19 protein-coding genes are annotated in these 19,343 nt (G+C 65.4%); 9 read left to right on the top strand and 10 right to left on the bottom strand.

Annotated elements, in window-relative coordinates; translation table 11 throughout:
• Positions 1–229 precede the first annotated feature (229 nt).
• Positions 230–1,462, top strand: coding sequence for a cytochrome P450 (locus tag GFY24_RS00245; RefSeq protein ID WP_309230235.1), 1,233 nt, complete (start codon positions 230–232; stop codon positions 1,460–1,462).
• 62 nt (positions 1,463–1,524) lie between these two features.
• Entirely contained in the window at positions 1,525–1,989 is a 465-nt protein-coding gene (locus tag GFY24_RS00240) for a glutathione peroxidase (RefSeq protein WP_153803440.1), read from the top strand.
• On the opposite strand, the gene GFY24_RS00235 is transcribed toward GFY24_RS00240, so the two are convergent.
• Positions 1,986–3,335, bottom strand: coding sequence for a cytochrome P450 (locus tag GFY24_RS00235; RefSeq protein ID WP_153802923.1), 1,350 nt, complete (start codon positions 3,333–3,335; stop codon positions 1,986–1,988). The genes GFY24_RS00240 and GFY24_RS00235 overlap by 4 nt on opposite strands.
• Before the next feature lie 77 nt (positions 3,336–3,412).
• A complete protein-coding gene (locus tag GFY24_RS00230) occupies positions 3,413–3,973 on the bottom strand; it encodes a helix-turn-helix domain-containing protein (protein WP_309230406.1) in 561 nt (186 codons plus the stop codon).
• A 118-nt stretch (positions 3,974–4,091) separates the two neighbouring features.
• On the opposite strand from GFY24_RS00230, the gene GFY24_RS00225 reads away from it, so the two are divergent.
• Together GFY24_RS00225 and GFY24_RS00220 are read left to right on the top strand one after the other, a co-directional pair.
• On the top strand, positions 4,092–4,745 hold the full coding sequence (locus tag GFY24_RS00225; protein WP_153802921.1) for a class I SAM-dependent methyltransferase: 654 nt from the start codon (positions 4,092–4,094) through the stop codon (positions 4,743–4,745).
• Positions 4,746–4,832: 87 nt separating this feature from the next.
• On the top strand, positions 4,833–6,347 hold the full coding sequence (locus GFY24_RS00220; RefSeq protein ID WP_153802920.1) for an HNH endonuclease signature motif containing protein: 1,515 nt from the start codon (positions 4,833–4,835) through the stop codon (positions 6,345–6,347).
• Positions 6,348–6,965: 618 nt separating this feature from the next.
• Here GFY24_RS00220 and GFY24_RS00215 read toward each other — a convergent pair.
• The 8 genes from GFY24_RS00215 to GFY24_RS00180 all read right to left on the bottom strand — a co-directional run bounded on the left by GFY24_RS00215 (position 6,966) and on the right by GFY24_RS00180 (position 15,180).
• A complete protein-coding gene (locus tag GFY24_RS00215; protein WP_309230233.1) occupies positions 6,966–8,048 on the bottom strand; it encodes a prenyltransferase in 1,083 nt (360 codons plus the stop codon).
• Positions 8,035–8,766, bottom strand: a complete 732-nt coding sequence (locus tag GFY24_RS00210; RefSeq protein WP_153802919.1) for a class I SAM-dependent methyltransferase — start codon at positions 8,764–8,766, stop codon at positions 8,035–8,037. The genes GFY24_RS00215 and GFY24_RS00210 overlap by 14 nt, the downstream gene beginning before the upstream one ends.
• Positions 8,760–10,025: a glycosyltransferase family 4 protein gene (locus GFY24_RS00205; protein WP_309230232.1), complete on the bottom strand. Its 1,266-nt coding sequence runs from the start codon at positions 10,023–10,025 to the stop codon at positions 8,760–8,762. Before GFY24_RS00205 ends, GFY24_RS00210 begins: the two co-directional genes overlap by 7 nt.
• A 71-nt stretch (positions 10,026–10,096) precedes the next feature.
• Complete coding sequence (locus GFY24_RS00200; RefSeq protein ID WP_153802918.1) at positions 10,097–10,957, bottom strand: LLM class F420-dependent oxidoreductase; 861 nt, start codon at positions 10,955–10,957, stop codon at positions 10,097–10,099.
• A gap of 15 nt (positions 10,958–10,972) precedes the next feature.
• Positions 10,973–12,445, bottom strand: coding sequence for an FAD-dependent oxidoreductase (locus GFY24_RS00195; RefSeq protein WP_153802917.1), 1,473 nt, complete (start codon positions 12,443–12,445; stop codon positions 10,973–10,975).
• A gap of 31 nt (positions 12,446–12,476) precedes the next feature.
• A complete protein-coding gene (locus GFY24_RS00190) occupies positions 12,477–12,833 on the bottom strand; it encodes a carboxymuconolactone decarboxylase family protein (RefSeq protein WP_153803437.1) in 357 nt (118 codons plus the stop codon).
• A 2-nt stretch (positions 12,834–12,835) separates the two neighbouring features.
• Positions 12,836–13,708, bottom strand: coding sequence for an NAD(P)-dependent oxidoreductase (locus GFY24_RS00185; RefSeq protein ID WP_153802916.1), 873 nt, complete (start codon positions 13,706–13,708; stop codon positions 12,836–12,838).
• 11 nt (positions 13,709–13,719) lie between these two features.
• Positions 13,720–15,180, bottom strand: coding sequence for an aldehyde dehydrogenase (locus tag GFY24_RS00180; RefSeq protein WP_153803436.1), 1,461 nt, complete (start codon positions 15,178–15,180; stop codon positions 13,720–13,722).
• A 158-nt stretch (positions 15,181–15,338) separates the two neighbouring features.
• Between GFY24_RS00180 and GFY24_RS00175 the strand changes: the two genes are divergently transcribed.
• The 5 genes from GFY24_RS00175 to GFY24_RS00155 are packed head-to-tail and all read left to right on the top strand — an operon-like array spanning position 15,339 to position 19,330.
• Positions 15,339–16,553: a cytochrome P450 gene (locus GFY24_RS00175; protein WP_194852699.1), complete on the top strand. Its 1,215-nt coding sequence runs from the start codon at positions 15,339–15,341 to the stop codon at positions 16,551–16,553.
• Complete coding sequence (locus GFY24_RS00170; RefSeq protein ID WP_153802915.1) at positions 16,553–17,338, top strand: SDR family oxidoreductase; 786 nt, start codon at positions 16,553–16,555, stop codon at positions 17,336–17,338. Before GFY24_RS00175 ends, GFY24_RS00170 begins: the two co-directional genes overlap by 1 nt.
• Positions 17,339–17,341: 3 nt before the next feature.
• On the top strand, positions 17,342–17,533 hold the full coding sequence (locus GFY24_RS00165; RefSeq protein ID WP_153802914.1) for a ferredoxin: 192 nt from the start codon (positions 17,342–17,344) through the stop codon (positions 17,531–17,533).
• A 10-nt stretch (positions 17,534–17,543) separates the two neighbouring features.
• Positions 17,544–18,092, top strand: coding sequence for a nuclear transport factor 2 family protein (locus GFY24_RS00160; protein ID WP_153803434.1), 549 nt, complete (start codon positions 17,544–17,546; stop codon positions 18,090–18,092).
• Positions 18,089–19,330: a hypothetical protein gene (locus GFY24_RS00155; protein WP_309230231.1), complete on the top strand. Its 1,242-nt coding sequence runs from the start codon at positions 18,089–18,091 to the stop codon at positions 19,328–19,330. Before GFY24_RS00160 ends, GFY24_RS00155 begins: the two co-directional genes overlap by 4 nt.
• Positions 19,331–19,343: the final 13 nt, after the last annotated feature.

The following is a 19,343-nucleotide window of genomic DNA, read 5'->3' as shown; positions in this document are numbered from 1 at the left end:
TCTGCGCACAGAGTGGACATGATGTCCAGCCACAAGGTCGACTTCAGGGGGCTGGGCGCTGCTCCATCGGGCGCAACCGATCTGTTCTAGAGATGCTTCCGGTTTGCTGGCTCAACCCGGTTGTCGGTGTGGACGAAACTCGGTTCGCCGCACCCTTCCACGTGGTTCAATCGATGTGAAACACGTTTCAGTTTCGCGATCATAGCGGCAATATGCGCGAGGAGGAACAGTGTCTGTTCCGTCGCTACCGGCAGGCTTCGATTTCACCGATCCGGCCCTGTGGGCCGATCACAGTCCAGCCCAGGAGTTCGCCGCGCTCCGGCGCACCGCACCGGTCTGGTGGAATGCGCAAACACCCGAACAGGCGGCACCGTTCACCGACGCGGGTTTCTGGGCGATCACCCGATACGAGGATGTCAAGGAGATATCCCGGAGACCGGACATCTGGTCCTCGAATGAAAAAGGCTCCATCATTCGGATGCCTGCGGATTCGCTACCGGAACAGTTGGAACTGTCACGCAGTGCGCTGCTGATCAATATGGATCCGCCGAAACACACCAAGATTCGGCGCATCGTCTCGCAGGGCTTCACCCCACGCGCGGTGGAGGGGCTGCGCAAGGCACTCACCGAACGCGCCGCCGCCATTGTCGCCGAGGCAAAGGCAAGCGGCGGTGGCGATTTCGTCGAACAGGTGGCGTGCGAACTTCCGCTGCAGGCCATCGCCGAACTGCTCGGGGTACCGCAGAACGATCGGCACAAGCTCTTCACCTGGTCCAATCAGCTGCTGAACTTCGATGACCCGGAGTTCGCCGGGGCCAATATGACCGCCAATGCCGAACTGCTCGGCTACGCCTACAACCTGGCCGAACAGCGCCGCGCCTGCCCCGCCGACGATATCGTCACCAAACTGGTGACCGCCGATATCGACGGGGAGGCGCTGGGTTCGGACGAATTCGGATTCTTCGTCATCCTGCTGTCGGTGGCGGGCAATGAAACCACCCGCAATGCGATTACGCACGGGATGAAGGCGTTCGTCGACAATCCGGAGCAGTGGGCACTGTATCGGGCACAGCGCCCCCGCACCGCCCCCGATGAGATCGTGCGCTGGGCCACCCCGGTCACCTCATTCCAGCGAACGGCGTTGTGCGACACCGAAATCGGCGGGCAGGCGGTCCGCGCGGGCGATCGGGTGGGACTGTTCTACAGTTCGGCGAACTTCGACGAGGACGTGTTCGACAAGCCGTTCGAGTTCAACGTCCTGCGCGATCCGAATCCGCATGTCGGTTTCGGCGGTACCGGTGCGCACTTCTGTGTCGGTGCGAATCTGGCGCGGCTGGAGATCGACCTCATGTTCAATGCCATCGCCGATGTCATGCCGGATCTCACCGAGGTCGCGCCGCCGCAGCGATTGCGCGCGGGCTGGATCAACGGCATCAAGCATTGGCAGGTCCACTACGGGTGAACCGGCCGCTCCGGCGAACCCGTTCTATATTCGTGGACGTGACCTCACTTCGCGAAATTCCATTGCAGACCCTGACCGATAAGCCCACCACCCTGGCCGAACTGGCCGGGGACAAGGTGGTGCTGCTGGTCAACGTCGCCTCCAAATGCGGCCTCACCCCCCAGTACACCGGCCTGGTCGAGCTGCAGCAGACCTACGGTCCGCGCGGCTTCAGTGTGATCGGCGCACCCTGCAACCAGTTCATGGGCCAGGAGCCCGGCACCTCCGAGGAGATCGCCGAATTCTGTTCCACCACTTACGGAGTCGACTTCCCGCTGCTGGAGAAGCTGGAGGTGAACGGCGAGGGCGCGCACCCGCTTTTCCGGGAGCTGACCCAGGTTGCCGATGCCGACGGCACCGCCGGTGACGTGCAGTGGAACTTCGAGAAGTTCCTCATCGGCCGCGACGGCACCGTGCTCGCGCGAATCCGCCCGCGCACCGAGCCCACCGATCCGTCGGTCGTCTCCGCCATCGAGGGCGCGCTCTAGCGGCGTCGCCGATACCGCACCGCGCAGGGCTGCTCCAGCTGCACGACCATCTTCGAATGGTCGTTGCGGTAGCTGTCCGAAGGCTGGGCGAGCTCGAACTCCCAGTCGCGCAACAGGATCGAGAAGATCGCCTTCAACTGCATGAGGGCGAAGGCGGCGCCGACGCAGCGATGACGTCCGGCGCCGAACGGGATCCAGGTCCAGCGATTGAGCAGATCCTCCTGGTTCGGGTCGATATAGCGGCCCGGGTCGAAGGTGTCGGGATTCGGGAAGTCCGCCGGAATCCGGTTGGAGACAGCGGGTGTCGCCGCCACCAGATCCCCCGGCGCGATGCGATGACCGCAGACCTCGAACTCCTCGCGCGCCACCCGCATGAGAATGATCAGTGGCGGATGCATGCGCAGCACCTCTTTGAGCACCGCCTCCAACCGCGGAATCTGCCGCAGCGCATGGAAACTCACATCCGCGCCGTCCGCGAAGAGCTCATCCAGTTCGGCGACGACACCGGCCAGTACGGCCGGATTCCGCAGCAATTCGATAATCGTCCAGGCCGCGGTCCCCGAAGTCGTATGGTGCCCCGCGAACATCATCGAAATGAAGATCCCGGTAATCTCACTCGCCGAGAACCGCGGCCGCCCGTGCTCGTCCGGCACCGATACCAGGACATCGAGCATGTCCCGATCTTCTTTGCCCACAGGCGGATTCGCGAGCCGCCCCGCCATGATGTGCCGCACCAGCTTCACCAGTTGCTGCCGCGCCTCATCGCGGCGGCGGAAACTCTCGATCGGCGCGTTCGGATCGACGTAGCAGTAGGCGTCGGTGCCCTGCTCCAGTTCGTGATAGAGATGCGCGAACCGCTCATCGAGCTCCTCGCGGAACTTGGTGCCGATGAGACAGGCCGAAGACGTATAAATGGTGAGTTCGGCAAAGAATTCGAGCAGATCGATCTCGCCCGCATCACCCCAGGACGCCAGCATCCGATCCACTTCACGGGCGATCGTGGTGGCGTGCCCGCGCATCTGATCCCCGCGCAACGCGGTGTTGTGCAGCATCTCCTTGCGCCGCTCCGGCGGTGCGTCGAAGACCACGCCCTCACCGAAGATCGGCTTCATGAACGGGTAGGCGGCGGCCTGATCCAGCTCCTCATCACCCGCCCGGAAGAAGAACTCATTGGCCTGCGCGCCGGACAGCAGGATGACATCCCGCGTGGCCAGCCGGAATGCCCCGATATCACCGCATTCGGCGCGCACCCGCGCCATCAGCGCAATGGGGTCGGTCCGGAACTCCTCGAGATGGCCGTGCTCATGCTCGCCGCCCGAGACCTGTCGTGGCTTGACCAAGGTCATCGGAAATACCTCCCGCAGTGGAGTAGACACCTGTCTGGACGGTACTACGGGAGCGATTGCACAGCAAGGATTTTCAATTACCGGAGCGCGCGCAGCGCGGATTTCTCCAACAGGTCCGCAATTTCCGCATACGAGGCATAACCCATACCCGCGCGCAGCAATGCGCCCGCATACAACATTTCCAGGGTGTCCACGACTTCCGGATCGGCATCCGCGCCCAGCGCGTCGATCAGCCGCTGCCGAATCTCCGCCCCGATCCGCAACCGCAGATGCGCCACATCGGGATCGGTACCCAGCAGCGCGCTCGTCACCGCACCCGCCAGCGCCGGCTCATCGGCCATCAGCATGGCGATCTGCCGCAGGGCCGCGACGACCCGCACCGTACTGTCGGCATCCTCCAGCTGCGGTAGGGGAGTGGACGCCAGTCGCCGCCAGAACATCTCCGCGACCAGGTGTTCCTTGGAGGAGAAGTAGGTGTACGCGGTAGCCGTACCGACCCCCGCCGAGGCGGCGACCATGCGCACGGTGAGGCCCGCGAAACCCTCCCGCGAGAGCACCTCCATCGCCGCCCGGGTGAGCCGGTCGACGGTCTCGGCCTGCTTCTCGGTGAGACGGCGGCGGGTGGCCTCCAGGCTCACCACGGGGCGGTCGGAGAGAGAATCAGACACGTGTCCGGATGCTACTATGGGCCAGCTCTCCGGGCAACTCGCCGATACGTAATCCGTATCAATGCGCGCACCCCAGAAAGGTTTTCGTATGACACGGGCTGACATTTCCCCCGACGCCGTTGAATTATTCGCATTGGCCGAACAAATCACCGGATTCATGCCGCCGGAAGAGGGCCGCGCACTCTATGAAGCCGCCCGCACGTACGCGGGTGACGGGACCATCCTGGAAATAGGCACTTACTGCGGTAAGTCCGCCATCTACCTGGGTGCGGCCGCTCGTGAAACCGGCGCGACCGTGTTCACCGTCGACCATCACGGCGGCTCGGAGGAGCATCAGCCGGGCTGGGAGTATCACGACACCAGTTTGGTGGATCCCGAGACCGGTGTCTTCGACACGGTTACCGCGTTCCGGCGCAACATCATTCGCGCGGGACTGGCCGAGACGGTGATCGGCATTATCGGGTCTTCCGTTGCCGCGGCACGGATTTGGCGGACGCCGCTCCGGCTGCTGTTCATCGACGGGGGCCACACCGAAGAGGCCGCACAGCGGGATTACGACAATTGGGCGCATTGGGTGGCGGGTGGCGGGCTGCTGGCGATTCACGATGTGTTTCCCGATCCCGCGGATGGTGGGCAGGCGCCTTACAACATCTACCGGCGAGCCCTGGACTCCGGGAAGTTTCGTGAGCTGTCGGTCACCGGGTCGCTTCGGATTCTGCAGCGGAATGCCGCCTGTAACTAGCGAAACTTGTTGATTGCCAAGAGTTTACGCGGCGTGTCTCTGCTGGGGTGATCGCGTGTCTCTGGCGGGGCGAATGGAATCGAATGCATGAGCGAAATCGCTGTTGAGGAGCTTACCAGCTATGAGCTGGTGGAGCGACTCGCGGCGGTGCACTCGGTGATTGCTGCGAACCAGGCTGAGGAAGCCGCGCTGATGACGCAGCTGTATCGGTTGCGGCGGGCGCAGCAGCTCGAGCTCGGGGTGCGTGCCGTGTACGCGGGGGAGGACGCCGCTACGGAGATCGGTGTGGCGCTGAAGGTTTCGCAGCGGCATGCGGACGGGGTGATCGCGCTCGGGCTGTCGCTCGAGGCTCGGCTGCCGAATACGCGGGAAGCGTTTGCCGACGGTCGCATCGATCTGATGCGTGCTCGTGCCATTCACGAAGTACTCAACAATGCTTCGGATGAGCTTGTCGCCCTTGTCGAACCGCGTATCGCGGACTACGCCGAGAACGCCGAACCGCGCCGGGTGAAGCGCACCCTGCGCCGCTGGCTGCTCGAGCTCGACCCGGCCGGTCAAACCACGCGCCGCAAGGCCGCCGAGGCCGACCGCTACGTGAATGTGCAGGCCGCTGATGACGGCACCGCGATTCTCGACGGCGTTCTCCCGGCCAAAGGCGCACAAACCCTCTACGAGCGCCTGCGCGAAATGGCGAACACCCAGTGCTGCACCAACGACCCGCGCGATACCAACCAGCGCCGTGCCGACGCCCTTATCGCCCTCGCCGACGGCTCCGGCCGCCTCGCCTGCCAGTGCGGCCGCGACACCTGTCCGCGCGCTGGTGACGAGCCGCCCGCTCCGGCTCGCAAAGCCCTTGTCCAGGTTGGTGTCTCGGCGGAAACCCTCGCCGGACTCCAGGACAACCCCGCCCTCCTCGCGGCCTTCGGCGCGATCGACCCCGAACTGGCTCGCCAGATCGCCCGTTGCGCCAACTTCGATGTCATTCCCGCCGAGGTCGACGGAATCGACCGTGTGCGTGCAACGGCCACCGGCCGGAACACCGCCGAAAAGGGCAGCGACGCTGGAACCGAGGCGGAGACGCGGTACCGGCCGGGCGCCCGGCTGGCCGGGCGGGTGCGCGCACTCGACGGAGTGTGCCGTGCACCCGGATGCACCGTCCCCGCAATGGCCACCGACCTCGACCATCAGGACCGCTTCGATCACGGTGACCCCGAAAATGGCGGTCGCACTACGGAATCCAATCTCGGATGCCGATGCCGCCGACATCACCGGCTCAAGACCCTCGCCGACAATGGGGCGAACGGTTGGAAGGTGGTCCACCACGGGGATCGCCGTGTGGAATGGCGCTCGCCCACGGGTGGATCCATCACGACTTCCCCCGAAGGTGCGAAGTTTCTCTTCCCTCGTATCCCGGTGCCGCCGGTCACCGCGGGCGGGGTGCCTGACCCCGAACCCGTTGAGCCACTGATCAATCCCGGGCGTGCGGTCAATGAGCTCACCGAGCTGGTGCATGTCTACTGCGCGCCTTCGCAACGGCGGCGGAAGCCCGTGCGAGTGAGTGCCCCGGTCGTTCCCGACTATGGGGAGCAGGCGCCGTTCTAGACGGTATTGCTCGGCCCTGGACCCGGCATGTACCCGGGGCCTTCGTAGCTGAATACCCTGCGGGACATAACGTTCCAGCGGGGTTCGGAAGATGGCCACGATTATTCGGAGTGGTTACTTCGCCTGCCGTACCCGACTTTCGCCCCCCTTTTTTGGCGCGAATACTCGCGCCCCAGCCTGGCTGGCTGGCCGTGGTACCGATCTCGAGCAAAGACAAAACCCCCAAACCCCCCATCCTTGAGGTCATCACACCCCGTGCCTAATCAGCACACCCCGTGTACGGGGTGTGCGGGTACTACGCGGGGTGTGATGAGTCGATAAGGGTGTGCGCCGCCCCTCCGAGACCCTTCACCTTGCCCGTATTGTCCACTTCGGGTCGGTGGTTCTTCTTGTCCTGGCGTCTTTGGTCTTGGTTCTGTCCGTGTTGTCTTTTCGTCTTTTGCTTTTTGTCGTTGTGGTTCTGAAGGTTCCCACGGCCAGCCGACCAGGCTGGAACGTGAGAGCGCGGCACCCAACTGGGGGACCTAAAGCCGGGTACGGCACATGAGGTTCCCACTCCGAAAAATCGTGGCCATCCTCCGAACCCCGCTGGAACCGAAGGTAGTCCGCCCGAGCCTGCTACGAAGGCCCCGGATACAAGCCCGCAGCACACTCACAGCAGCAGCCGCTATTCCGAACACCAGGGAGAAGATCGCGGAAGATGCCATTCCCCGGCGTACTCCGACTGAGAGCATCAGCCGCAAGAAGCATGGCACCCCCAGTCCAGGTGGTCCGCTCTTCGGGCCACCGCTTGCCATCGGTGAATACCAGCCCGGTCCAATACGACCCATCCGGATCCCGAAGATGCTGCATATTGATGAACAGCTGACGCGCCCGCCGCTGGTCCCCGAGAGCATCCAGCGCGAGCACCAGTTCGCAGGTCTCCGCGCCGGTCACCCAGGGCTGATCGGAGACACACCGGATGCCGAGGGTCGGGATCACGAAATCCGGCCAGCGGGAGGTGATCCGGTCGTAGCCCCGGCGCCCCCGGATCGCACCACCGAGGATCGGGTAGTACCAGTCCATCGAGTAGCGGCTCTTGTCCAGAAACGCTTCCGGGTGATCGCGCAGCGCATGACCGAGTCGCAGCGCCGCAACCTCCCAGGAGGGTTGCGGGTCATCCATCTGCTCCGCCAGCGCCAGCGCACACCGCAGGCTGTGGAAAATGCTGGAGCAGCCGGTGAGCAGTGCCTCGCCCGAAGAGCCCTCCGCGCCGAGCGACCAGTGGATCTCGCCGAATCGCCCCTGTTGCAGGGAGAGTACGAAGTCCGTGGCGGCGCGAACTGTCGGCCACATCTCCCGGGCGAACTCGGAATCGCCTGTGCTGGTGAGGAAGTGCAGCATCCCCGTCGCGATGTACGCGCAGAAGTTGGTATCGCTGTCCGCGTTCTCGATGACCCCGGCACGGAACTGCATGGGCCAGGACCCGTCACTCCGCTGAGTCTTCGCCGACCAGCGGTAGGCATCGCGCGCCTGATCCCACAGTCCGCCGACCGTCAACGCCATGGCGTTCTCGATGTGATCCCACGGGTCGGTGTGCCCGCCGGTGAACCATGGCAGCGCACCATCGGATTCCTGTGTCGCCGCGATGGTTTCGGCCGTCAGCCGACAGTCGCGGGCCGACAGTACCCCCGGTACCGCAGGTAGCTCAGCGGTGGGCACTGCGGACCGCCGGTTTGGCGAAGTACAGTGCCACGCTCTTCCCGATGATCGGGTCCAGGAACCGCTCCGTCGCGCGGGTCAGTTGCGGTGCGGACATCATGTCCCACACCAGCATTCGGTGATACGCCGACACCGCCGGATGCTTCTCGTTGCCGACCCCGACCGCGCACTTCAACCACCAATACGGCGAGTGCAGCGCATGTGCGTGTGCCCTGTGGATAAATCTCAAACCCCGCGCCGTGACCTTGTCGCGCAGTTCGTCGGCCCGATAGATGCGAACATGTCCGCCCTCATTGGCGTGGTATTCGTCGGACAGTGCCCAGCAGATGCGTTCGGGCAGCCAGCGCGGCACCGTAACCGCCAGTGCGCCACCGGGTTTGACGACTCGCGCCAGTTCGGCGATGGCCGCGTCGTCCTGTGGAATGTGTTCCAGGATCTCCGAGGCGATCACCACATCGAATTCGCCGTCCCCGTACGGCAGGTCGAGGGCGTCGCCGCGTACCGTCTCGGCCTTGGCGTACTCGGGTGCCTCGCCCGCCTCCGCCATGGCCTTGAACATGACATCCACATCGGCGAGGTCGCTGCCGTTCTGGTCGAAGGCGACGATATCCGCGCCGCGTCGATATGCCTCGAAGGAATGCCGTCCGGCCCCGCACCCCACATCGATGACGCGGGTGCCCGGGCCGATGCCCAGGCGGTCGAAGTCGACGGTCAGCATGTGTGCGCCTCCTGGCGGATCGGGGTGATGACCGGACGGGAGCCGTGCCGGGTTATGGTTTGTTCGTAGATGGAGACCGTTTGTGCGGCAACGGCTTCCCAGCTGAAGACGGTGAGCGCCCGCGCCCGCCCCGCCGCACCCATATCGCGCAGCCGTTGCGGGGAGTCGAGCAGTTCGCCCAATACTCGGGTCAGTTCCGCCACATTGCCGGGCTCGACCAGTTCCGCGCAGTCGCCGACCACCTCGGGCAGCGCTCCGGCGCGACTGGCGACCAGGGGTGTGCCACTGGCCATCGCTTCGACGGCGGGCAGCGAAAACCCTTCGTACAGTGAGGGTATACAGGCGATCTCCGCGGAGGCCAGCACCCGTGCGAGTTCGTCGTCATCGAGTCCGCTGACAGCGGTGACGATATCCGCGATGCCGAGTTCGGCGATCAGCTTCTCGGTAGGGCCTTCCGGCTCCAGCTTGGCGACCAGGCGCAGTTCCAGGTCATGCGTAACCCGCAGCCGAGCAACAGCATTCAGCAGATGCGCGATGCCCTTCAATGGTTTGTCGGCGCTGGCCACGGCGACGATGCGGCCGCGCACGCGAGGTTCGTCGCGCGGCCGGAACAGTCCGGTGTCGACGCCGAGTGGCACGGTGCGGATCTGCTCGGCTTTCACGCCGAAGTCGCTGACGATGTCCGTCGCCGACGAGGACGATACGGTGATCAGCTCCGGGAGCTGCCGTGCGACCTTCTGCTGCATCCCCAGGAACCCATACCACCTGCGCAGGAATGGTTTTCGCCGCCAGTTCGCCGCCGCGAGATCGACTTCCCGATCCCGGGTGATCGGATGGTGGATGGTCGCCACCAGCGGCAGGCGCCGGGCGATTTCCAGCAATCCGTAGCCGAGGCATTGATTGTCGTGCACCACATCGAATTCCGCCGCCCGCGCTTCCAGCATGCGGGCGACCCGCATGCTGAATGTCCGTGGTTCCGGGAATCCCGCCGTCCACATGGTCGCGACTTCCAGCACGTCGATCCCGTCCCGGATCTCACGCAATCCCGGTGTGCGGAAAGGATCTTCGTCCCGGTACAGGTCCAGGCTCGGTACCTCGGTGAGCCGCACCCGAGGATCCAGGTGTTCCGGGTACGGCTGCCCGGAGAACACCTCGACCTCATGTCCCAGTTCCGCCAGTCCCCGGCTGAGGTAGCGGACATACACCCCTTGGCCTCCGCAGTGGGTTTTGCTGCGGTAGGACAGCAGGGCAATGCGCACGTCTCGGCCTTTCGTCGGGGCGCAACGAAATGTACTGGGGGAGTGTTAATTTCAGAAGTCGGACGGAACCGCTAGCAGCGGACCAGGCCGAGCGGCTCCAGTTTGCCCGCCAACCGCTCCAGATACGCGAGCACATCGGCCTCCGGCTTGTCCGGCATGCCGTAGAGCACATCGGTGACACCGGCCTCGGCCCACCGTGCCAGCTTGTCCGCATCGGGCTTGAAGTCCAGCGCCACCACGCGCGGCGCACCCTCGCGCCCGGCCTCGGCCCAGCACTTCATGAGCAGTGCGGTGGCGGCGGAGACATCGGTCTCGGTGGGTGTGGTGATCCACCCGTCACCCGAGCGCGCGATCCATTTGAAGGTCTTCTCGGTGCCGCCCGCGCCGATCAGCAGCGGCACATGCGCCTGCACCGGTTTGGGCCACGCCCAACTCGGCCCGAAGGAGACGAAGTCGCCGGAGTAGCTGGCTTCTTCCTGCGTCCACAGCGCCCGCATGGCCTCGATGTACTCGCGCAGCACCGTCCGCCGTTTATTGCCTGGCACCCCGTGATCGCTGAGTTCGTCTGTGTTCCAACCGAATCCGGCACCCAGCGTCACGCGGCCACCGGAGAGATGATCCAGGGTCGCGATGGTCTTGGCGAGGGTGATCGGATCACTCTCGGTGGGCAGCGCCACCGCGGTGGACAATTCGATCTTCGAGGTGACCGCAGCGATGGTCCCGAGCGTCACCCACGGATCCAATGTCCGGGTGTACCGGTCATCGGGCAGTTCGGCGGTACCGGTGCCGGGATGCGCCGCCTCCCGCTTGATCGGGATATGCGTGTGCTCCGGCACGAAGAACGACTGAAAGCCTTGCTCCTCAGCGGCTTTCGCGGCGACGGCGGGACGGATGCCGCGGTCGCTGGTAAATTGGACGATTCCGAATCGCATATGCGGCAAGCCCTCTCAGTTTCCCTTGGCGGCGGATACACCCGCGCGCCGTCCGAAGAAGCTGCCGTCACCGAGCGAGCAGCCCGACGCGTACCCGCCCGCACAGATACCCGAGCTCACCCGGCCCGCCGCGTACAGTCCCGCGATGGGTTCGCCGGAGACATGCAGCACCCGCGAATCCAGATCGGTGCGCAGTCCGCCGAGGGTGAATCCGCCGGTGTACCCGCGCAGGTCGTACGCGCCCAGCGGGCTGCCGATCGGCTTCACCCACTCCGGCTTCTTGTGCAGGAACGGGTCTTCGCCGTTCTCGGCATGCTTGTTGTACAGGTCGATGGTGGCCTTCAAAGTATCTGCGGGGAGCCCCATATCGCTCTCCAGCTCCTCGACGGTCTCGGCCACCCAGGTCGGTGCGATCCGCAGCATGGACATGGAGGAGATCGTTTCGAAGGCCGCCTCGATGGCCTGCTCGTCGATGATCAGGTACGCCTTGTTCTCCTGATCCTGCAGCACCGCCTGACCCATCCGCCCCGGATAGGTGTCCTCGGTGATGAACCGCTGGCCGCGCCCGTTCACCAGAATGCCGCGCACCACCACCTGCGGGTCCGCGACCAGCGCGACCTCGGTGGCATCCATATGCGCCACATCCGCGCCCAGTGCCTGTGCCACCCGGATACCGATGCCGTCATGCTCTTCGACGGTCGCGGCGGGCCGCCCGTAGATCTTGGGCGCGTACTGCTCCACCATCTGATGGTTGTAGGCGAAGCTGCCGGTGGCGAGCACCACGCCGCGTTCGGCGCGCACCAGCACCTCCTTGCCGTAGCGCTTGGCGACGACGCCGACGACGCGATCGTTCTCGTCGACCACCAGGCGCTGCAGGCGGACGTCGTATTCCTTTCGGACACCGAGCTGTTCGGCCTGTTCGACGAGCGGCTTCATCAGCATGTAGCCGCCGCCCTTCTCACCCAGCTTCTTCTCGGTCATCTGCGGCAGATGTCCGCGCGGGGCCGGCGGAATGGTGGCATTGAACGGTGCGGAGTTCTCGCCGCCGGAGTACATCAGGCCCTGGTCGGCGGGCGGCTCATAGCCGGGCTCACCCCAGAACTCCTCCTTGAACGGCACGCCATTGGCGACCAGCCAGTCGAAGTGTTCGACGCTGCCCTGGCAGTAGTCGTGGATCTTGGCCTTGTCCACGCCGGGGCCGAGGGCGGCGGTGAGGAACGCCTCCATATGTTCGGGGGTGTCCTCGAAGCCGAGCTTGCGCTGCAGGGCCGTACCGCCTCCGAGGTAGATGAATCCACCGGACAGGGCGGCCGCGCCACCCCAGCCGCCGGTGCGTTCCAGCACCAGCACATCGGCTCCGGTATTCGCCGCCTCGATGGCGGCGCACACCCCGGCAATGCCGTATCCGACGACGACCACATCGGCCTGCAGATCCCAGGAGGTCACCTCACCGGAGCGGAGCGGTCGGACGGTTGCGGTATCGGCCATGGTTCTCGAATTCCTAACTGGTGGAAGGGGATTACTTCTTGTTCTGCTTGACGGCTTTACCCACAATGCCGTCAAGAGTCGTGCCCGCGGGCCAGCCCACGTAGTGACACAGGAACAGTGCGATCTCGTGCAACTGCTCCTCGTCGAGTTCTTCATTGCGCAACGCGGCGCCGACCTGGATCTCGGCGATATCGAACAGGCCCTGCGCCGTGACCGCGCCCAGCAGCAGCATCCGCCGGTCGCGGATGGAAAGCCCTGGGCGCGACCAGATATCGGCGAAGAGATGATCGGCCGTGACGCCGAAGTGGGTGCCCGGACCGTCCTGGAATTCCCAGCCGTACACCTCGCTCATCTTCTTCAACCCGCGCTGCCGGCGTTCATCGGTCATGGTCACCACTGCTCCTTTGCGATCGGTCCGCGTCCTACCCCGAGTCCGTCGCCGAGCCCGCCGAGCGCTTGATCGGCGAGGGGCAGTTCGACGCCGAGCCTGCGGCCCAGGTCCAGGGCGAGCGCGAGATCCTTCTCGCCGAGATCGCGGACATGGGTGAGAATCGGCAGCCAGAAATCGCCCTCGGCCACCGGAGAAGTGCTGTCACGCAACATGATCGCCCCGGGTCCGCCGGTATACGAGTCGGAGTGCCGGACCACCTTGCCGAGTTCGGTGATATCCAGTCCGGCGGCCTCGGCCAGGCGCTGTGCCTCGGCAGCGGCGGTGAAGGAGATGAAGTGAAGTAGGTTGCGCGCCAGCTTCATTCGGGTGCCCGCACCGACCTCGCCCGCGTGCACGATGAGCGAGGCGAAGCTGGCGAACGGGGCGCGGACGGTATCGAAGGCCGCCTCGCTACCGCCGACCATGACCGCCAGCGCGCCCTTGTGCGCGGCCGGTGCGCCGCCGCTGATGGGGGCGTCCACGAATTCGACTCCGCGCTCGGCACATTCGGCCGCCAGTTCGATCGCCGTGGTATCGGCGATGGTGGAGTGCACGGCTATGACGGTGCCCGGCTTCGCGGTCTGGAGAATGCCGTCGGGCCCGGAGACGACCGAGCGCACCTGTGCGTCATCGAGTACGACCACCGAGACCACATCGGACTGTTCCGCGACCTCGGCCGCCGTGGCCGCCGCCTTCGCGCCGCCCTCGGTGAAGGGCGTCAACGCATCCGGTCGCATATCGCAAACCACCAGCCCGCCCGGCCATTCGAGCAGGCGCTCGGCCATGGGTGCGCCCATATTGCCCAGGCCGATGAAACCGACTGTCTCACTCATGACGTGCTCCTTCAGCATCCGGTCGCAATGAGTTTGGTCTCGAGGTACTCCTCGAATCCGGCAATGCCCATTTCCCGTCCGATGCCGGATTGCTTATAGCCGCCGAAGGGCGCGTCGGCGGAGTACCAGACGCCACCGTTCACGCTCAGGGTGCCGGTGCGCACGCCATTGACGACGGTGCGAATGCGTTCGGGGTCGGTGCCCCACACCGAGCCGGAGAGTCCATAGGGGGAGTCGTTGGCCAGGCGGACCGCGTCATCATCGCCGTCATGCGCGATGAGCGTCAGCACCGGGCCGAAGATCTCCTCCTGCGCGACGGTCGACGAATTCGGCAGGCCCGCAATAAGAGTGGGTTCGATGAAATAGCCGGGCAGGTCGGGACGGTTGCCGCCGATGACGGTGCCGCCCTCGGCGCGGGCGCTGTCGAGATAGCGTTCCACGCGCGCCCGCTGCTGTTCGGAAATCAGTGGGCCGCAAACGGTTCCGGGCTTGTCGGGGTCACCCGCCTTGATGCCGCCCAGTGTGCGCTTCGCGATCTCGGCTGCCTCGTCGTACTTTTCGCGCGGTACCAGCAGCCGAGTGCTGATCGCACAGCCCTGTCCCGCATGCACGGTGACGCCGAACGCCGCATAGCTCACCGCTGCCTTCAGGTCCGCGTCATCGAGCACGATGAACGCCGATTTGCCGCCGAGCTCCAGGAAGACCTTCTTCAGAGACTCCGCGGCAGCGGCCATTACGGCACGACCGGTCCGGGTCGATCCGGTGAACGAGATCATGTCCACTCGCGGATCGGTGACCAACCGCGCGCCCAAGCCGTGGTCATCGGAGGTGACGATATTGACCACGCCGGCCGGAATATCGGTCTCCTCGGCAATGATCCGGCCGACCGCCGCAGCGCACCAGGGGGTGTCGGGGGCGGGCTTGAGCACCACCGTGGTGCCCGCCGCCAGCGCCGGGCCGAGCTTGGCGAAATTGATCTGGTGCGGGAAGTTCCACGGGGTGATCGCGCCGACCACGCCGATGGGTTCGCGCCGGAGTCGCCGGCTGCTCTTGATACCCATCGGGGAGGCGATACCGAGATCCGTTTCCCAGTCATAGCTTTCGGCCAGGTCGGCGAAGTAGCCGAGATCGCCGACGGGGCCTTCGAGTTGGGGTCCGCCGGTGAGCATGCGGGGCGCGCCCACCTCGGCGATGGTGATTTCGCGAAGGTCTTCGATGTGGTCGCGCAGGGCGTCGCGGAGTTGGCGCAGGCACCGCGCGCGGAATGCCGGATCGCGTGACCAGTCGGTGCTGTCGAAGGCGGTGCGCGCTGCGGTGACGGCCGCGTCCATATCTGTTTCGTCGGCGTTCGCCGCGTAGCCGATTTGCTCGCCGGTCGCGGGGTTGATGTTGCTGAAAGGGTTCCCTCGGCCGGCCATCAGCTTGCCGCCGATCAGCAATTGGGAACCGCTGTCCGGTATGAGATTGCTCAGGCTCAACGGTGGCTCCCATGGTGTCCGGACACGTGTACGGACTATAAGTTCGGAGCTCGGAAACGCGCAAGAACATGTTTCAGTTTGAGAGACTCTTTCCCATGGCGAATTTCCGAATTCGTTGTCAGCTCGCCGCCGCGCCAGTAACGTGCAGACACATGTCCAGCCAGTTGTCTGCCCCCTCGCTCGAGCCGCTGCTGTTCGACCCGTACGACTACGCCATGCACGAGGATCCGTACCCCGTGTACCAGCGACTGCGCGCAGAAGCGCCGATCTATCACCACCCCGGGCCGGATTTCTGGGCCCTGTCCCGGCACGCGGATGTGGCCGCCGGATTCCGCGACAATGTGAAGCTCTCCAGTGCCAATGGCGTCTCGCTGGACCCGGCCGCCTGGGGACCGCACGCGCACAACACCATGTCCTTCCTGGCCATGGATGATCCGCGGCATCTGCGCCTGCGCAAGCTGGTGTATCAGGGCTTCACCCCGCGCCGGGTCAACGAGATGGGCGACCGGATTCGCGAGATCACGCTGCGGCATCTCGAACCGGCCTTGGCCGCGCGCAGTTTCGACTGGATCGACGAGGTGGCGGGCAAGCTGCCCATGGACGTCATCTCCGAACTGCTCGGCGTACCCGCGGCCGATCGCACCGAATTACGCAGGCTGGCAGACCTTTTAGTGCATCGCGAACAGGGTGTGCTGGATGTGCCGGTGCCCGCCATGGAGGCGGCGGTGCGGCTGTTCGAGTACTACAACGAGATGGTCGCGGCCCGGCATCAGCGGCGTACCGACGATCTGACCTCGGCCCTGCTCGATGCCGAGGCCGACGGGGATCGGCTCACCGATGCCGAGATCATCGGGTTCATGTTCCTCATGGTGGTCGCCGGGAACGAGACGACCACAAAACTGCTCGGCAATGCCCTGTACTGGGCCGGGGTGAATCCCGAGCAGTACGCCAAGGTCGCCGCGCAGCCCGATCTGGTCGGCGACTGGGTGGAGGAGACGCTGCGCTACGACGCGTCCACTCAGATCCTGGCGCGCACCGCCGCGGTCGACCTGGAGTACTACGGGCAGACGATTCCGCAGGGTTCGAAGGTGCTGCTGCTCATCGGCTCCGCCAATCGCGATACGACGGTCTTCCACGATCCCGACCGCTATGACATCGAACGCGCCGACAAGAGCGGGCTGATCAGCTTCGGCCGCGGCGTGCACTTCTGCCTCGGCGCGCATCTGGCGCGACTGGAGGCCGGAATCGTATTGCGGGAGTTCACCGATCGCGTGCGGTCCTACAACTTGGAACCCGGCAGTGAGCGCGTGCATTCGGTGAATGTCCGGGGTTTCGCGAAACTGCCTGTGACAGTGGAGGTTCGGTAATGCCGCGGTTCGCACCACATCCGGAGCGGCGGCCGGTGCTGATCGCCGGGGCGTCCTCGGGCATCGGGGCCGCCACAGCCGTCGCATTGGCCGAACTCGGATATCCGGTGGCGCTGGGCGCACGGCGGGTGGAGATCTGCGAGACGCTCGCCGAGAAGATCCGGGCCGACGGGGGCGAGGCGTTCGCCGGTCGCCTCGATGTCACCGATACCGGCTCGGTCGACGAATTCGTGACGGCGGCCGAAAAGGCGCTCGGGCCAATGGAAATCGTGGTGTCCGGGGCGGGGGATATCGAGTTCGCGCCGAGCTGGCAGATGGATCCGGAGGTGTTCGAGGCGCAGGTCCGGGTGCATCTGGTGGGTGCGCAGCGGCTCGCGCACCGGGTGATTCCCGGGATGATCGAGCGGCGGCGCGGGGATTTCGTCGTCATCGGGTCGGACTGTGCCGATCGGCCACGGCCGGGGGTGGGCGCGTACAACGGCGCGAAGATGGGCGTGGAAGCCCTTGCGCGGCAACTGCGGATGGAGTTGGAGGGCACCGGGGTGCGCTCCTCCATTGTGCGGCCGGGGCAGACGCTCACCGGGATGGGGATGACCGCCGCGCCCGAGGTGGTCGGGCCGATGCTCGAGGAGTGGGTGAAGTGGGGGTTCGCCCGGCACCCGCACTTCTTGAAGGCATCCGATATCGCGGCCGCGATCGTCGCCGTTGTTTCCATGCGACGCGGTGCGCATCTGGTCCTCGTCGAGGTGCAACCCGAAGCGCCCCTGACCACATCGGGAGAGTGAATCTTGCGGCTCGTCGTCGATCTCGACCTCTGCCAGGGGCATGCCGTCTGCCAGGACGAAGCTCCCGCGCTTTTCCTCGTTCCCAAACAGGGACAGGTCGAAATACTCCGCGCCGACCCCGGCGACGAGCTGGATGCGGCCCGCGCGGCCGTGCGCTACTGCCCCACCCAGGCGCTCTCGCTCCGTGACGAATAAAGGAACCACCATGGCCTGGTCCCGCGACGAAATCGACGACATGATCACCCGCTGGGTGCGGGAGAACCAGCGCTGCGAAGCGCTCGGCGACTGGAAACCCCTGGCCGACTTCTACACCCCGGACGCCAGCTACGGCTGGAACTACGGGCCCACCCAGGAATTCATGGCCGTCGGACGCGATGAGATCCGCGATATCGCGCTCGGCCAGGAGATGTTCGGACTCGAAGGCTGGACGTATCCGTATCAGGAATTCGTGGTCGACGAACGCAGCGGCAGCGTCATCGGCTTCTGGAAACAGATCAATGAGAAGAGCCGGGCCGACGGGCGACCGTACAGTCCGGAGGGGATCGGCGGCAGCTGGTTCCGGTACGCGGGCGATTTCCAATGGTCGTGGCAGCGGGACTTCTTCGACTTCGGCAATGTCACAGCGCTTTTCGTGGAAATGATCTCCGATGGCGCGCTCTCGGCGGGGATGCGGAAACGGATCGAGCGATCGGTATCGGGGGAGCCGCTGAAAGGCTGGTATCCGGTCGGGCAGGGACCGGCCGCACTGTGGTGAACAGTCGATACGATGCGCTGTCCCGGGCCGAGCTGGCCATCCTGGTGCCCGAGCTGCTGCTGTGCGGGCATCTCATCGACCGCTCCGGAATGGCCCATGCCATAGGCGCTTTCGGGCGCGCGGGCATGACCGGAGTGGCCATCGACGAATGGCGTTGGGCCAGCCCGGTTTACACCCGGCGCATGCGCTCGGCGCTCGGTATCACCGGGGACGGCGTGGACGCCATATTCAAGGGCTTCCAGCTCGATATCGGTGCGCCACCCCAGTTCATGGACTTCCGATATCGCGTACACGATCACGACCACGGCGAATTCCACCTCGACCACTGCGGCGCGCTCGCCGATGTGGAGCCGATGGGGGAGGAGTACGTGGTCGGCATGTGCCATCACATCGAAGACCCCACCTTCGATGCGACGGCGCTGGCGACGAATCCGTATGCGCGGGTACGGCCGGTGCATCGACCGCCTCGGGTGCCCGCGGGGCGGACGCCGGTGTGCGCGTGGACGGTGACCATCGATCGGACGGTGCCGCCACCCGAACCGGCCGCCGATGCCGATGCGCTGGCTGGAACCCACGCGGCGACAGTGGAATTGGGGGCCATCGCTACCGAAGAGGGCGGGCAGCACGACTATTCGGGTCCGCTGGTGAACGATCTGCGGTTCGGGGATTTCTCGCGATCGGCGCTGATCCGGATCGCCGACGAGGTGTGTCTGCAACAGCATCTGCTGACGCTCGGATTCCGGCGGGCCGTCGCCGAACGCTCGGATTCGGCTGCGGCGCTGGATATCGTGCGCAAACAGTTCACCGGCATCGCGGGGCTGACCTCCGAACGGCTACGCAATGCGCTCGGCCTTGGGGATGGCACGGCGGCCCTGGCGCAGGTGCTGCGGTTGCATCCGGCATTGAATCCCGCGGCGTACGTGGGCTGTTCGGTATCGGAGGGCAATCAAACGGTGGAACTGCGGCTCGAACGGGACTGCGGTGCAGTAGCCGACGGAGCTTGGGCGGCACTGATCGATGCCTCCCATCTGGAAGCGTTGAATGCGCTTGTGCGCGGGGTGAATCCGAGATTCGACGTGAGTCCGCGGTCCGCTTCCAGCGAAGCGCTGGCCGTCGAAATCGGCTTGGCCCCCGAGCCTTTCCGGGAATCGTCCGAGGTCGCCATCACCCGATTCAGCACCGGGGCCGCGTTCTCCTTCGCGGACCGGACCCCTGGCCTCCCGCTCACCATTCTGTAGAAAGCGAAAGCCC

This window comes from Nocardia sp. SYP-A9097, assembly GCF_009649815.1.
In the GTDB taxonomy this organism is placed as follows: Bacteria; Actinomycetota; Actinomycetes; order Mycobacteriales; family Mycobacteriaceae; genus Nocardia.
The sequence above is the reverse complement of the archived record's forward strand: the minus strand, read 5'-3'. Positions and strand labels throughout refer to the sequence as shown.

What these genes read in the sequence shown, in the direction of transcription:
- GFY24_RS00235 (WP_153802923.1), bottom strand. Translation starts at nt 3,335, where the DNA reads ATGACCTTGGTCAAGCCACGACAGGTCTCGGGCGGCGAGCATGAGCAC.
- GFY24_RS00225 (WP_153802921.1), top strand. Translation starts at nt 4,092, where the DNA reads ATGACACGGGCTGACATTTCCCCCGACGCCGTTGAATTATTCGCATTG.
- GFY24_RS00220 (WP_153802920.1), top strand. Translation starts at nt 4,833, where the DNA reads ATGAGCGAAATCGCTGTTGAGGAGCTTACCAGCTATGAGCTGGTGGAG.
- GFY24_RS00210 (WP_153802919.1), bottom strand. Translation starts at nt 8,766, where the DNA reads ATGCTGACCGTCGACTTCGACCGCCTGGGCATCGGCCCGGGCACCCGC.
- GFY24_RS00200 (WP_153802918.1), bottom strand. Translation starts at nt 10,957, where the DNA reads ATGCGATTCGGAATCGTCCAATTTACCAGCGACCGCGGCATCCGTCCC.
- GFY24_RS00195 (WP_153802917.1), bottom strand. Translation starts at nt 12,445, where the DNA reads ATGGCCGATACCGCAACCGTCCGACCGCTCCGCTCCGGTGAGGTGACC.
- GFY24_RS00190 (WP_153803437.1), bottom strand. Translation starts at nt 12,833, where the DNA reads ATGACCGATGAACGCCGGCAGCGCGGGTTGAAGAAGATGAGCGAGGTG.
- GFY24_RS00185 (WP_153802916.1), bottom strand. Translation starts at nt 13,708, where the DNA reads ATGAGTGAGACAGTCGGTTTCATCGGCCTGGGCAATATGGGCGCACCC.
- GFY24_RS00175 (WP_194852699.1), top strand. Translation starts at nt 15,339, where the DNA reads ATGTCCAGCCAGTTGTCTGCCCCCTCGCTCGAGCCGCTGCTGTTCGAC.
- GFY24_RS00170 (WP_153802915.1), top strand. Translation starts at nt 16,553, where the DNA reads ATGCCGCGGTTCGCACCACATCCGGAGCGGCGGCCGGTGCTGATCGCC.
- GFY24_RS00160 (WP_153803434.1), top strand. Translation starts at nt 17,544, where the DNA reads ATGGCCTGGTCCCGCGACGAAATCGACGACATGATCACCCGCTGGGTG.